At 67.0% G+C, this 14377-nt stretch carries 14 protein-coding genes; 5 read left to right on the plus strand and 9 right to left on the minus strand.

What is annotated here, in order from left to right:
- Positions 1-15: 15 nt before the first annotated feature.
- Together AB4Z55_RS08455 and AB4Z55_RS08460 are read left to right on the plus strand one after the other, a co-directional pair.
- Entirely contained in the window at positions 16-447 is a 432-nt protein-coding gene (locus tag AB4Z55_RS08455; RefSeq protein WP_369519541.1) for a PPOX class F420-dependent oxidoreductase, read from the plus strand.
- Complete coding sequence (locus AB4Z55_RS08460) at positions 434-1090, plus strand: hypothetical protein (protein WP_004020565.1); 657 nt, start codon at positions 434-436, stop codon at positions 1088-1090. The genes AB4Z55_RS08455 and AB4Z55_RS08460 overlap by 14 nt, the downstream gene beginning before the upstream one ends.
- Before the next feature lie 16 nt (positions 1091-1106).
- On the opposite strand, the gene AB4Z55_RS08465 is transcribed toward AB4Z55_RS08460, so the two are convergent.
- From AB4Z55_RS08465 to AB4Z55_RS08505, 9 genes are all read right to left on the minus strand, one after another.
- Positions 1107-1865, minus strand: a complete 759-nt coding sequence (locus AB4Z55_RS08465) for a MerR family transcriptional regulator (protein ID WP_248643389.1) — start codon at positions 1863-1865, stop codon at positions 1107-1109.
- Positions 1866-1869: 4 nt separating this feature from the next.
- Positions 1870-3363, minus strand: a complete 1494-nt coding sequence (locus tag AB4Z55_RS08470) for a flavin-containing monooxygenase (protein ID WP_369519542.1) — start codon at positions 3361-3363, stop codon at positions 1870-1872.
- Between the two features lie 10 nt (positions 3364-3373).
- Complete coding sequence (locus tag AB4Z55_RS08475; RefSeq protein WP_369519543.1) at positions 3374-4297, minus strand: ferritin-like domain-containing protein; 924 nt, start codon at positions 4295-4297, stop codon at positions 3374-3376.
- A 40-nt stretch (positions 4298-4337) separates the two neighbouring features.
- Positions 4338-5198, minus strand: a complete 861-nt coding sequence (locus AB4Z55_RS08480) for an SDR family NAD(P)-dependent oxidoreductase (RefSeq protein ID WP_369519544.1) — start codon at positions 5196-5198, stop codon at positions 4338-4340.
- Complete coding sequence (locus tag AB4Z55_RS08485) at positions 5195-6178, minus strand: alpha/beta hydrolase (RefSeq protein ID WP_369519545.1); 984 nt, start codon at positions 6176-6178, stop codon at positions 5195-5197. The genes AB4Z55_RS08480 and AB4Z55_RS08485 overlap by 4 nt, the downstream gene beginning before the upstream one ends.
- 115 nt (positions 6179-6293) lie before the next feature.
- Positions 6294-7898 carry an NCS1 family nucleobase:cation symporter-1 gene (locus AB4Z55_RS08490; RefSeq protein WP_369519546.1) on the minus strand — a complete coding sequence of 535 codons (1605 nt, stop codon included), beginning with the start codon at positions 7896-7898 and terminating at the stop codon, positions 6294-6296.
- 115 nt (positions 7899-8013) lie between these two features.
- Positions 8014-9909 (minus strand): alpha/beta hydrolase family protein, encoded by a 1896-nt coding sequence (locus AB4Z55_RS08495; protein WP_369519547.1) that lies wholly within the window; start codon positions 9907-9909, stop codon positions 8014-8016.
- Positions 9906-11705, minus strand: coding sequence for an N-acetylglutaminylglutamine amidotransferase (locus AB4Z55_RS08500; RefSeq protein ID WP_369519548.1), 1800 nt, complete (start codon positions 11703-11705; stop codon positions 9906-9908). The genes AB4Z55_RS08495 and AB4Z55_RS08500 overlap by 4 nt, the downstream gene beginning before the upstream one ends.
- Positions 11706-11826: 121 nt before the next feature.
- A complete protein-coding gene (locus AB4Z55_RS08505; RefSeq protein ID WP_369519549.1) occupies positions 11827-12303 on the minus strand; it encodes a hotdog fold domain-containing protein in 477 nt (158 codons plus the stop codon).
- 405 nt (positions 12304-12708) lie between these two features.
- On the opposite strand from AB4Z55_RS08505, the gene rpsJ reads away from it, so the two are divergent.
- The 3 genes from rpsJ to rplD are packed head-to-tail and all read left to right on the plus strand — an operon-like array spanning position 12709 to position 14376.
- A complete protein-coding gene (gene rpsJ / locus AB4Z55_RS08510; RefSeq protein ID WP_003938093.1) occupies positions 12709-13014 on the plus strand; it encodes a 30S ribosomal protein S10 in 306 nt (101 codons plus the stop codon).
- Positions 13015-13033: 19 nt separating this feature from the next.
- Positions 13034-13690, plus strand: coding sequence for a 50S ribosomal protein L3 (gene rplC / locus AB4Z55_RS08515; RefSeq protein WP_014927856.1), 657 nt, complete (start codon positions 13034-13036; stop codon positions 13688-13690).
- Positions 13687-14376, plus strand: coding sequence for a 50S ribosomal protein L4 (gene rplD, locus AB4Z55_RS08520; RefSeq protein WP_064569442.1), 690 nt, complete (start codon positions 13687-13689; stop codon positions 14374-14376). The genes rplC and rplD overlap by 4 nt, the downstream gene beginning before the upstream one ends.
- Position 14377 lies beyond the last annotated feature (1 nt).

Raw genomic sequence — 14377 nt, forward strand, 5'->3', positions numbered from 1 at the left:
CTCTACTCTGTGAGCATGTCTGCGTCCTCGCTGTCCGATCCGGCCGTCCGCGATTTCCTCACCGGCGGCACGAAAACCGGTCATCTCGGATATCTCGCCGCCGACGGACGACCCCTCGTCGTTCCGGTGTGGTTCGTGCTCGACGGTGGTCGGATTGCCTTCAACACCGGCGCCACCACCGCCAAAGGTCGTGCGCTGCTTCGCGATCCACGGGTCGTGATGTCGGTTGACCTGCCCGAACCGCCCTTCGGGTTCGTGCAGGTGCAGGGCAGTGCCCGCATCACCGAGGACCTCGACGAGGTACGTCGCATCGCCTCGCTGTGCGGGGCCCGGTACATGGGCGCCGACCGCGCCGAGGAATTCGGGGCCCGCAACGGGGTGCCCGGCGAGCTGGCGATCTGGATCGAGCCGATCAAGGTCATCGCGAGCCTCGATGTCACCGCATGAGCGGCGGAATGCGCTCCTGACGCCGACGCTGCGCAAGCAGTGCTGGGGGTTCATGATCGGGTCGGCGCTGTTCGCGCTGGGTTCGGCCCCCGGGCTGGCGCATCTGGTGGGTGCCGGGTTCGCCAACGGCTGCTATTTCGTCGGCGCATGGTTCTTCACCGGTGCCGGTGTCATCCAGCTGGTTCGCAGCGGAACCGTGACCGAGCTGCGGTCCTCGGCGCCCGGTTCGGTGATCCGAGCCGAATGGTTGAGCGCCGCAACGCAATCGGTGGGTACGATCCTCTTCAACGTGTCGACCACGGGGGCGCTTGTGGCACACACGATCTGGGGCGACCGTCACCTCGTCTGGACCCCTGACGCCGGCGGTTCGATCGCCTTCCTGATCAGCGGTGCGGTTGCCTTCGCCGGGTACGCCCGCGCCACCGGCCGCCGGTGGGATCTCCGTGATCGTGACTGGTGGTCGGTGCTGGTCAACTGGATCGGATGTGTCGCATTCGGGGTGTCCGCGGTCGGGGCGTTCGTGACCAAGGGTGGCGTCACCGCCGACGCCGTGGCCGCCACGTCCGGCACCTTCGTCGGTGCGATCTGCTTCTTCCTCGCGTCGCTCGTCGTACTTCCGGGGCGGCACACCGTGTCCCGCTGAGGTGCGGGGCCGGAACTCAGTCCGGCTGCGGTGCGTCGGCGTCCGTGCGTTCGTCGACGGCGCTCTGGTGGGCCGAGAGTTCCCGGTCCAGCGCCGTGTCGAGGGCGCGGTCGAGTGCGGCGTGCGCGTTCTCGGTCCCGACCCGGCGCATCATCCCCAACAGGTTCACCGCCCAGGCGACGTCGTCGTCGTTCTCCGGCAGCCAGCCCGGGCCCTTGCGCCGGTCCACCTCGTCGTGCGCGGCAGCGAGCAGGATCTCGGCGGCTTCGTTGATCTTCGCGGTGAACCGCTCGTGGACGTCGGCCAGCGCGGAGATCTGCACGCCCCGTCGTACGAGCTTGGCCAGGTTCCCGATGATGCGCTGATCGACGGCCTCGTACACCCCGTCGCGCCCGGTCTCGGCGATCACCCCGGCCTGCACGAGTGCCGCTACCTGGGCCTCGTCCAGCAGACCGAACCGGTCGTCGAGTTCGGAGCGAGTGATCTCCGGACGCGATGTACTCGACCAGTGCTCGTCGAGGATTTCGTTGAGCTCCAACGCATCCCCGATCCGAGCGCCCGGATTCGTCATGAACGTGGCGATGTGCTTGAGCGTGAAGCCGCTGCCGAGCAGTTTGTTGATCGCCCGGAGATTGCGGAGGTGCTTCTCGGTGTAGATCGCGACGCGCCCACGGCGGAGCGGCTGGGGGAGCAGCCCCCGTTCCTGGTAGCCGCGGATGTTCCGGGTCGTCGTTCCGGACACGCGCGCCAGGTCGTCGATCCGGTACTCGGTCATCCCCTCACTGTAACGCTGCGGCGGCCGGAGTCCGAGTCCCCTGGTGGACGAGAATCCGGTAATCGCGCAGCTCGACGCGGCGGAGCTGGCCGACGTACTGGGTCGCGAATCCGGGGTACATCGTCGCGTTGAACCCGTCCTCGGTCAGGTACCAGCTCTGACAGCCCGAGTTCCACGTGGTCGAGGTCAGCCGGCGCTGGATGTCCCGGTTGTACCGCTCCTGCGCCTCGGCGCGTACGTCGAGCGCCTTCCATCCGTTGTCCAGAAGCCGGCCGACGGCGTCGGTGATGTAGTCGATCTGTGCCTCCATGTAGACCAGGGCGGAGCTGTGGCCGGGACCGGAGTTGGGTCCGAAGGTGAAGAACAGGTTGGGATAGCCGGACACCGCGACGCTGCGGTAGGCGAACGCGCCCCGCCCCCACTCCGACGCCAGGTCCCGACCGTCTAGGCCGGTGATCGGGATCGGCGTCCCGTTCTTGGACACGTCGAATCCGGTCGCGAAGACGATGCAATCGAACTGGTGCTCAACACCTTCGACGGTGCGGATGCCGCGTTCGGCGATACGGGCGATCGGCCAGGTGACCAGTGTGCAGTTCGGTCGTTGCAGGGCGGGGTAGTAGTCGCTGGTCATGAGCAGGCGCTTGCAGCCCGCGGCGAAGTCGGGGGTGAGTTGCCTGCGGAGCCACGGGTCGTCGACTTGAGACCGCAGGTGCAACTTGCTCACCGCCTCGACGACGCGGGTCAGGGGAGTGTTCCAGACGACGCCCAGAGCCACCGTCTCGTGACCCCAGAACCAGAGCGATCGTGCGAGGCGCTGCGCTCCCGGCACCGATCGATACAGCCGTTTGGTGGCCTCTCGGGTCCGGACGTCGGCGCGGGGCAGCACCCAGCCGGGAGTGCGCTGGAAGACCTTCACCGACGCGGCCTGCGCCACCAGTTCCGGCACGATCTGCACCGCGCTGGCCCCGGTGCCCACGACGGCGACCTTCTTGCCCACGAAATCATAGTCGTGATCCCAACGCGCGCTGTGGATCTTGTGTCCCGCATAGTCCTCGATCCCGGGTATGTCGGGGAATGAGGCGTTCGCGAGCGGACCGGAGGCGAGGACGACCGCGCGCGCCCGTACCGGTTCGTGACCCTCGTCGAAGGTGATGGTCCACAGGCCGTCGTCGGCGCTGTACTCCAGCCCCGACACCGTGTGACCGAACCGGACGTGGGGCTCGATCCCGTGGTTCTCCACCATCGTGTCGATGTAGGAGAGGATCTCCTCGCTGCGCGAGTACGTGTGCGACCAGTCCGGGTTGGGAGCGAAGCTGTAGGAGTACAGACGCGATGGGATGTCGCAGGCCGCGCCTGGATAGGTGTTGTCCCGCCACGTTCCACCGACCCGCGCGTCCCGCTCGAAGATCGTGAAGTCCTCGATCCCGCGCTCCTTGAGCCGGATCGCCGTGCCGATGCCGGCAAAACCGGCACCGATGATCGCCACCGAGATGTGCATCGTCACGTCCTCAGGCCGTCGGTTCGTAGGTGAGTTCTTGCGACCACGTCGGTGTCCGGTGGACGAGCCCGAACGGGATCCGCCCGGTGAGTCTCACCATCGAGTCGGCGAACAGGTGGTAGGGCACGTTGCCCCGGTTGACCACCGCGGCACCGTGATACGAGACGACGCGGAACATCGGCAGCCGCCGGACGTACTCGCTGCGGTCGCCGACGGCGCGATACCGTTTCATCGCACTGTAGAGACGTTCCTCGTCGACGCCCATCGCGACGATGTTGTCGCGCATCTTGTTGAGCAGGGGGACATAGCTCAGCGCACCGATGAGGAAGGTAGGTTTCACCCAGCCGCCGACGAAATCGATCGTCCGCTTGCGCAGCCCCGCGTGGCCGAGGAGTTCCATGACCTCGAAATCGACGGCCAGGTGCCGGGATTCGTCGGCGTTGATCCGCTTGAAGACCTCCTGGGCCACCGGGTCCTCGACCTCGTCGGTGATGAACTTGATGAGGGCCCCGTCGAGTGCGACCTCCAGCATGGGGATCACGGTGCCCAGGAACGACAGGGACATGTCGTCGGAGTGCTTGTCCAGCCAGTTGATCACCAACTGCACGTTGACGTTCGGAGACGGGATCTCGTCACAGTCGAGCATTCCCCAGCGTCGCATCAAGGCCAGTTCGGCATTGGCATGCTTCTGTTCCTCGGCGTGAAAGTGCTCGTAGATGCTCTTGAGCGTGGGGGTCGGGGCCTTCTTCGCCATCGCGGCGAAGCCCCGTGCCCCCACGTTCTCGATCCACATCAGGTCGCTGAGAAACGGTTTGAGCTTGGCGTGCAGGTCGGCGTCGATCAGCTCGGCACCGGGGGCGTCCCAGTCGATGTCGGCCAGTGCCCACTGGCGGTCCTTGATCTTCTGGAGCATGTTGTCGAGGTCGATGGCCATGACGGTCCTTTCGGGTCAGGTCGGGTGGATGGCGCCGGGGTCAGGACGATGGGAGGAGCCGGTTGAGCAGTCCCAGGCCCCGGACGTAGGAGGCCGGGAAGTGTCGCTTGAGGTGCCAGATCACCCGGGCGTCGACCTGGGGCACGACGTAGAGGCGACCGAGATCGTGCGCGTCGAGCGTCGCCGAGGCGACGCCGTCTGGTGAGATACCCGTCCAGCGCATCAGGTTCGTGGCGAGAGTGCGTGCCTCGGAGGTGATCCGACCGTCCTGGGCGACGTTGGTCTTCACGAACGTCGGGCACAGGACCGTCACGCCGACCCCCGAGTGCGCCATTTCGGCTGCGAGTGTCTCGCTCAGCGAGACGACGGCCGCCTTCGACACGTTGTACGGCGCCATGACCGGGGCCGCGGCGAATCCGGCCGCCGAGGCGACGTTGATGATGCCTCCCCGGCCGGCTTCCCGGAGCATCGGCGCGAAGAGTTCGCAACCGTGGACGACGCCCCAGAGGTTGATCCCCAGGGCCCACGACCAGTCGTCGAACCCGATGTCGCCGACCGGGCGGCCGCCGATCCCGACCCCGGCGTTGTTGATGACGAGATCGGGAGGACCATCGAAGGTCTCGACGGCGAACGCGGCGAGGGACTCGACTGCCGTTCGGTCGGCCACGTCGCAGGTGAAGGGATGTGCGGGGCGGCCGGTCCGGCCTTCGATCAGTGACACGGTCGCCACGGCTCGCTCGGGATCGATGTCGGCGCAGATCACCTCGCCGCCGCGTCGTGCGAGTTCCAGGGCGAAGGCCCGACCGATTCCGCTGCCCGCGCCGGTGACGATCGCGCGTGAGCCGATCGACACGGGGTCACGCAGGAGTCGCCGTCGGAGGCTGTCCACGACCGGGATCATGACACCTCCGACACGGTGTGCAGTCGGTCGACATCGGCGAGGAAGTCGGCGACCCGGTGGAGCGCGGCGTCGGCTTCGGGGCCCAATCGGGGAAGGGCCTGGAAGACGTGCATCATGCCCGGCCAGACCTCCAGCCGGCTGTCGCCGCCGTGCGTCCGGAGTCGCTCGTGGAGGTGACGGGCGTCCGCGCTGAGCATCTCTGCCCCGCCGGTCTGGATGAGGAACGGCGGGAGCTGCGCGGCGGGGGTGAACTCGAGTTCGAGCCGGGGGTGGTCTGCCGGGACGTCGCGCGTGTAGAGGGCGACGAGTCGCGCCGCCGCGGCAGCGGTGATCGCCGGGTCGCGCCGGATGCGTTCCTGCTGACGGGCCAGCCCGAAGGTGAGGTCGATCAGCGGTGAGAACAGGATGATCGACGAGGGCTGGGCGCTGCCGGCCCGCGCCCGTTGCAGGACGAGGTCACAGGCGAGATGCCCGCCGGCCGAGTCCCCGCCCAGTACGATGCGCGACGCCGGATAGCCCTGACGCACAAGCCACTCGAACCCGGCGGCGACGTCGTCGGCCGCGCACGGGAAGCGGTTCTCGGGGGCCAGCCGGTAGTCCACGACGAAGACGGGCAGGCCGCTCGCCGCGGACAACCGGGCGGCCAGCCCGCGGTGGGTGCGCGCCGAACAGATCGCGTACGCGCTGCCGTGGACGTAGTAGATCGCCGCGTCGGAGGGTTCGACCCCGGGTCCGAGTACCCATTCGCCGCGCACGTCGTCGTCCTGTACGGCCCGCACCGTGGTGCCGGCGGGTGCAGGGCCGAGCAGTCGCATCACCGTGGCGATGAGGCCGCGCGAGAGCCGGATTCCGGTGGGATTCAGCGGAATCAGTCCCGTGAAGGCACCGAAACCCCAGCGGGTGAGGTGGGCGGTGACCGTCGAACGGGCGGTCGCGCGGGTCGGCAGCGGTGTCGGCGACCGGAGTGGGTCTGTGTGCATCACCTCACACCATCAGCAACTGTGCCATTTGTCAATGGCATGGTTCCCTCGAGAGGAGGAACAGCGACAGGGCCGCGCGATCCGTCGCGCGGCCCTGTCGATGGTCATGTCGCCGCTAGGGAGCGGGCAGTGGTGCCTCGGAATTCGCGGTGATCTCGATGTCCCCGGTCGTCCGCGCGCCGGTCGAGGTCCCGTAGATGAGGTGGGCCGGCACGAAGCGCATGCCGAGCCAGTACAGGATCATTCCGGCTCCGGCCCCCATGAACCAGGTGAAGCTCGCCTGATAGACGGTGCCGAAGATGACGACGCAGATCGGCAGGGTCGATGCGATGACGGTGGCGACCACGGCAATCGGGTTCCACCCGTTGCGGTACCAGTAGGTGCCCGCCGGCTTCATCGTGAACAGGTCGTCGACGACGATCTTCTGCTTCTTGACGAGGTAGAAGTCGGCGATCAGGATGCCGAACAGCGGACCGATCACCGCGCCGAGGGTGTCCATCGTGTAGTGGATCGCCGTCGGGTTGTTGAAGAGATTCCACGGCGTGATGAGCACCGAGCCCACCGCTGCGATCATGCCCCCGGTGCGCCAACTGATCTTGGTGGGCGCCACATTCGAGAAGTCGAAGGCGGGCGAGACGAAGTTCGCGACGATGTTGATGCCGATCGTGGCGATGGCGAACGTCAACACGCCCAGCACGGCCGCGGTGGTGTTGTCGATGCGGTCGACGATGTGCACCGGATCGGTGATGATGTTGCCGTCCTCGTCGGTGCCGATGACCGTGACCGCCGCGGAGACCGTGCACACCACCAGGAGGGAGAAGAAGAGGAAGTTGACCGGGAGTCCCCAGAAATTGCCCTTCTTGACCTCACCGAAGGAGCGGCCGTAGCGCGAGAAGTCGCCGAAGTTGAGCATCGGCCCGGAGAAGTAGGAGACCACGAGCGCGAATGCGCTGATCATCATCGTGATCGACGACCATCCGGAGAGCCCGTCGCCGACGGACAGGTCGAGGCTCACGTTGTCCCACCCGGCCTCGACGACGAGGTAGGCGGCCAGCGCGATCATCACGACATACACTGCGGGACCGCAGAAGTCGATGAACTTGCGGATCGTCTCCATCCCGTTCCAGAACACGAGCGCCTGTAGCACCCACATCAGGATGAAGCCCGCCCAGCCGAGCGCGGACAACCCGAGGAAACCGTGTTGGTCGACGTCGCCCCACGGTTCCAGTCCGGGCCAGAACTTCAACGCGAGAAGACCGAAGGCGACCGACGCCAGGTAGGTCTGGATTCCGTACCAGACCACCGCGATGACACCGCGGATGATCGCCGGGATGTTGGCGCCCTTGACGCCGAACGACACACGCGTGGTGACCGGGTAGGGGACGCCGGCGAGCTGGGACGGTTTGGCCACGAGGTTGCACAGGATGTTGACCGCGACGATACCCACCACGAGCGCGACGAGCACCTGCCAGGCCGCGATCCCGAGCGCGAACAGGCTGCCCGCGAACACGTACCCGCCGACGCTGTGCACATCGGACATCCAGAAGGCGAAGATGTTGTACCACGTCCACTTCTGTTCCTTCAGCGGCGCGAGGTCGGTATTGGTGAGTCGGTCGTCGTAGGTCGCCTTGATGACGCTCTCGCCCGCCGCCCCGGAATGCGACTGTGTCGCAGGACCCGTCGGGTCGGGGTGGGGGTTCCCGGATGTTGGTGTGGACATTGTGCTCCCGTTGTCGGTCTCGGCGACAGCGCTCGTCTGTCGGCGAACGGCGTTGATGGGAGAAATGTAAGAACGGTTTGTTACCCCACGATGAACGCGCGGAAATATCCCTGCCTCAGGGCCGCACGTTCCGGGACGGGAAACGCGTGAGCCAGTCGGCGACGGCCCCGGTGAGCCGATGCTGGTTGGCGCGCTTGACGATCTCGTGCCCCTCGTCGTCGAACAACAGCATCTCGGCGACCGCCCCCCGGGCCTGTAGTTCGGCGACCATCTGCTGGGACTCGCTCACCGGCACATTGGTGTCGTGCGCCCCGTGGACGACGAGCAACGGTGCCAGGACATCGTCGATGCGGTGGATGGGTGAGAGGTCGGCGAGCAGCTCTCGGTCGGACTCCGGGTGGCCGTACTTCGTGTAGGCGGCCACCGCGATCCACGGTTCGGTGTTGCGGAAGAACGACTCGAGATCACTCATGCCGCAGATCGCGATGCCCGCCGCGAACACCTCGGGATGAAAGGTCAGGCAGGCCAATGTGAGATAGCCGCCGTAGGAACGGCCCGAGCAGTACACCGCGTCGGGGTCGGCGATGCCCTGTCGGCAGAGGAACTCGGCGCAGTCGGCGGCGTCGTCGATGCCGGCGTACCGCCCGTACCGATCGTCGGCGTGGGCGAACAGGCGTCCATAGCCCGACGATCCGCGCACATTGGGAGCGAACACCGTGATCCCGGCGTCGACGAGCGGGCCGAACAGGAACTGGTAATCCGGTCGCGTCTGCCCTTCCGGGCCGCCGTGAAAGTACAGCAGTGTGGGTCCGGGCTTCTTCGAGGCGCGGAACAGGAAGCCCGACAGGGGCATTCCGTCGCGTGCGGAGAACTCCAGCAGCTCCGGACGCAGCTGATCCGACGGTCCCTCGCCGGTCACCACGTCGTCCCGCACCGGGTATACCGCGCGGTTCGCGACGTCGACGAGATGCACGAGGGGGGAGTGCTGCGGACTCGAGACCGTGACCGCGACCACCGAACCCGCGGCACTGATCGACAGGTCGGAAGCGACCTCACCCGGAAGTTCGATCGGTGGGTGCAGCGTCTGATCGGGCAGTGTCATGATCTGCAATTCACTGCGGCCCTTGACGTTCCACAGCAGCGCAACGGTCGACTGATCATGGCTGACGGCGAACTCGTCGAGTCCGATGTCGACCCGCTGGGCCATCACCCGGAACCGGACGCCGAACCTGCTCACCTCGACGCCGAGGAGGCGCGGGAACTTGGCGTCGAAGTCACTGCGTACCAGCGCCTGGACGCTGTCGAGATCCCGGACGGGTTCGTGCGGGGCGGGCACGAACACCGTCGAGGAGTGATCGAATCCCTGGTCGAGCACGTATCCCTGATCGGTGACCGCACCGGGGTCCTGCGGCAGGAGCGGAGTCATCGTGATGTCGTCGTCGGCCGCTTCGGGATGGCGTCGGAGAAGGAGCATGTCGTGGTAACCGCGGGGTCCGACGCGGACGAGTGTCGCGCCCTTCCAGGAGTCGATCAGGACACCGCCGACACGCTGGTCGAGGGTCTGGGTCGTCCCCGTGCCGGGGTGGACCCGCAGGGCGTATGAGGTGCCGTCGTGGTCGATGGCCGTGATCAGGACCCAGTCGGTGTCCCAGCCGACGAGACCGACGGTGCCGAACGACCGGCCGTCCGGGCGGGTGGCCGCGATCCGGTGAGCGGTGTCGTCGTCGGGCTCGGTGGTCACCACCCAGACCTGGTGGTGTTCACCGCCGCTCGGCGCGATCTCCACCGCCAGCCACCGGCCGTCGGAGGAGTGGACCACTTTGCGCACCGGACCGGTGGACAGCAACTCCACCCACCTCAGCTCGCCGACGCCGTCGCGCGACAGCGAACGCTGGGCGGCCCGCGGGTATCCGGTGCCGTCGTCGACGATGTAGGCGAACGCGCTGCCGTCGGGAGAGAGGGACGCGCCGTAGGTCTTCCACCCACGGTCGTCGAAGCGGAGGGTGTTCACCGGTGGGCGTTGCCTTCCATGGTCTGCAGCCACATCTCGAGGAGCGCGACCTGCCACAGCTCGTTGCCGTCGAGCCTGGTGCGGATTCCGTTGGGATCGGCGAAGAGCCGATCGAGGGCCTCGGGTCGGTACAGCCCGCGGTCGCGGGCGGCCTTGGACCGCAACGTGTCCGAGACGAGGTCGAGCACGCCGCCGGTGAGGTGGCGGATGCCGGGGACCGGGAAGTAGCCCTTCGTGCGGTCGATGACGGCCGAGGGCAGAAGCGCCCGGCTCGCCTCCTTGAGCACACCCTTGCCCCCGTGCGCGAGCTTGAGATCGGGGGGACACGTGGCGGCCAGTTCGACGAACTCGTGGTCGAGGAACGGGACCCGGGCCTCCAGGCCCCAGGCCATCGTCATCGTGTCGACGCGCTTGACCGGGTCGTCGACGAGCATGACCGTGGTGTCGAGGCGCAACGCGGCGTCGACGGAGGTGTGGGCGCCGGGCGCGGAGTGGTGGGCCGAGACGAACTCGAAGCTGGGGTCGTATCCCGCCTCGGTGAGGTAGTCGTCGGCGAGGATGCCGCGGATGTCGACGTCGTCGCGGTCGAAGAACACGTCGGCATAGGCCCGCGTCGTCTTGTCGCGGGTCACGTCGAGCAGCGGGGGATACCAGCTGTATCCACCGAGGATCTCGTCGGCTCCCTGGCCGGACTGGACCACCTTGATGGACTTGCTCACCTCCTGCGACAGGAGGTAGAAGGCGACGCAGTCGTGGCTCACCATGGGTTCGCCCATCGCCGCGACGGTGTCGGGGATGGCGGGCAGCAGGCGGTCGGTGCCGATGTGGATCTTGTGGTGATCGGTGCCGAAGGTGTCTGCGATCAGATCCGAGTAGGCGTATTCGTCACCGGATTCTCCTGCCGCGGAATCGAATCCGATGCTGAAGGTCGCGAGGTCGGTCTGGCCCTGCTCGGCGAGCAGCGCGACGACCAGGGAGGAGTCGACGCCGCCGGACAGCAACACGCCGACCGGGACGTCGGCGACCATGCGCCGGCGCACCGACGTCCGTAGCGAATCGAGTAGTTCGTGCTGCCAGCGCTTCTCGTCCCAGTCCCGGCGGTCGGGGTGTGGCTCGAAGGCCGGCTCCCAATACCTGCGTTCGGTGCGACGGCCATCGGGCTGGATCGTGATGACGGTGGCCGGCGGGACCTTGCGGATGCCGTTGTAGATCGTGTGCGGCGCCGGGACGACGGCGTGGAAGCTGAAGTAGTGGTGCAGGGCCACCCGGTCGATCGAGGTGTCGACGTCACCGGCGCGGAGCAGTGCCTGCACCGACGAGGCGAACCGGAGCCGGCCGGGAGTGTCGGCGAGATAGAGCGGCTTGATGCCGAGCCGGTCGCGGCCCAGGGTGACCACGCCGGTGTCGGTGTCGACGATCGCGAACGCGAACATGCCCATGAAGTGGTCGACGCAGTCGGGACCCCAGGCGTGGAACGCCTTGAGGATGACCTCGCTGTCGGCGTGGGAGAAGAAGGTGTATCCCTTGCCCTCCAGCTCGGCGCGCAGCTCGTGGTGGTTGTAGATGCACCCGTTGAACACCAGCGCGAGACCCAGCGCCGGGTCGACCATCGGCTGGCTCCCGCGCTCGGACAGGTCGATGATCTTCAGGCGGCGGTGGCCCAGTGCGACAGAACCTTTCGCGAAGACGCCGGAACCGTCGGGACCTCGCCGGGTCATCTCGCAGGTCATGGCGTCGACGGCCGAGACATCCGGCGCCGTGCCGTCGAACCGGATCTCGCCGCAGATTCCACACATGGGTCGCTGGTCCTCCTCGTCGCTGCCGCACTCCGGTGCCGCCGGTGCGCTGGCGCACCGGGCGGAGGCATCCTCCCACCCTAGGAGCAGCCGGTCGGGCCGGCACCCCGGGTGGTGACGACTACGTCGGGGTCACCCAGGTGGTGATGTCGCAGTGCACTACCTCGACCCCCTTGGTGTCGACGATGCTCACCGACACGGTGACGTCGGTCCCGCCGGTGATGGCGCCGAAGTCCACGGGTTCGGCCAGACGGGCCTCCGCGGTCAATCGCGTCGTCGCCTTGGTCAGGTAGCTCGTCTGCATCGCCTTGGGGATCCAGCGGTGGGACGTGGGCGTGGTGGCCTCCATCAGCATCCCCATCGCGGCCTCGGCCAGGTTGCACGCCGCGATCGCGTGGAAGGTGCCGATGTGATTGTGGACGCCGAACCAGTTGGGTGCGGTGACCTTGCAGTAACCGGGCTCCATCTCCTGCACGAGCGGCAGGACGGTGCCGAAGTAGGGCACCTTCGCGACCATTCCGAGAGAGAACAGGACGTTGCCGAGCGGGTTCGCGGGCAGCTTCTTACGCAGGGCGAAGGTGGGATTCGTGGAACTCATGGCGGTATCTTACTCATGAGTCAGTTCGGCGTGCCCGGCCGGCGTCCGACGTGGATTTGATCGTGCTCCCGACCTGATGCATACTGTTCGGGTTGCCTTGACCGGCGGACGCAGGTTGTGCCATGTGCCAGATCTGCGGTCGCGGACAGGTGAATGACTCCCAGGCCCGGTCTACGGGGACTGGGCGTGTAACGCGTGCCCCGATATCGGTTCACGGTCCCGACACGCCCGACCGCGGGTGCCGGAGCAAACCGGCTCGTACCAGGTACGAGCCAACGTACAACGACAGATGAACAGCGTCGATTGCCGTATCTCACACGGTGGTCATGTGCTCAGCCGGCGAGAGGTCGGTTCCGATCACGCGGTGTTTGTCTGTCGAGAACAACTGACGGAAGAGGACACAGCGTGGCGGGACAAAAGATCCGCATCAGGCTCAAGGCCTACGACCACGAGGCGATCGACGCTTCGGCGCGCAAGATCGTGGAGACCGTGACCCGTACCGGGGCACGCGTCGTCGGCCCGGTGCCATTGCCCACCGAGAAGAACGTGTACTGCGTCATCCGTTCGCCGCACAAGTACAAGGACAGCCGCGAACACTTCGAGATGCGTACCCACAAGCGACTCATCGACATCCTCGACCCGACACCGAAGACGGTCGACGCGCTCATGCGCATCGACCTCCCGGCCAGCGTCGACGTCAACATCCAGTAGGACGGGGGCGAGATACATCATGAGCAATCAGAGTTCGACCAAGGGCATCCTGGGCACCAAGCTCGGCATGACCCAGGTCTTCGACGAGAACAACCGCGTCGTCCCGGTCACTGTCATCCAGGCCGGCCCGAACGTGATCACCCAGCTCCGCAGCGCGGACCGGGACGGCTACACCGCCGTCCAGCTCGCCTACGGCGCGATCGATCCCCGCAAGGTGACCAAGCCGGTCGCCGGCCAGTACAGCAAGGCCGGGGTCACCCCGCGCCGGCACCTGGCCGAGATCCGCGTCAACGACATCAGCGAGTTCGAGGTCGGTCAGGAACTGACCGCCGAGATCTTCGCCGACGGTGCGCTGGTCGACGTCACGGGTACCTCCAAGGGCAAGGGCTTCGCCGGCGTCATGAAGCGCCACGGCTTCGCCGGTCTGGGCGCCAGCCACGGTGCCCACCGCGTGCACCGCGCACCGGGCTCGATCGGTGGCTGCGCCACCCCGGGTCGCGTGTTCAAGGGCATGCGCATGGCAGGCCGCATGGGTAACGACAAGGTGACCACGCAGAACCTCACCGTCCACAAGGTGGATGCCGAGGCCGGTCTGCTGCTGATCAAGGGAGCGATCCCGGGTCGCAAGGGCGGCATCGTGATGGTTCGCGACGCAGTGAAGGGTGGTGCCAAGTGAGCACCGAGACGGCTACCAAGCTGACGCTGGACGTCAAGACCGCCGAGGGCAAGACCAACGGAACCGTTGACCTGCCCGCCGCGCTCTTCGACGCACCGGCCAACATCGCGCTGATGCACCAGGTCGTCGTGGCCCAGCAGGCCGCGGCTCGCCAGGGCACGCACTCCACCAAGACCCGCGGCGAGGTCCGCGGCGGTGGCGCCAAGCCGTACCGCCAGAAGGGCACCGGCCGTGCGCGTCAGGGTTCGACCCGTGCGCCGCAGTTCGCCGGCGGTGGCACCGTCCACGGCCCGCAGCCGCGTGACTACAGCCAGCGCACCCCCAAGAAGATGAAGGCGGCCGCACTGCGCGGCGCGCTGAGCGACCGCGCTCGCAACGAGCGCATCCACGTGATCACCGAACTGGTCTCCGGGCAGAAGCCCTCGACCAAGTCGGCACGTCAGTTCCTGGAGAGCCTCTCCGATCGCCGCAAGTTCCTGGTCGTCCTCGGCCGCGAAGACCTCACGGCGTGGCTGAGCGTGGCGAACCTGCAGAACGTGCTGCCGATCGCGCCGGATCAGCTCAACACCTACGACGTCCTGGACTCGGACGAGGTGGTGTTCAGCGTCGAGACGCTCAATGCCTTCATCGAGCAGAACACGGCGGATGCCAAGGCTGCCGTCGAGAAGACAGCAGAGGAGGCCTGAC

It is taken from the genome of Gordonia sp. ABKF26 (genome assembly GCF_041103195.1).
GTDB lineage: Bacteria > Actinomycetota > Actinomycetes > Mycobacteriales > Mycobacteriaceae > Gordonia > Gordonia terrae.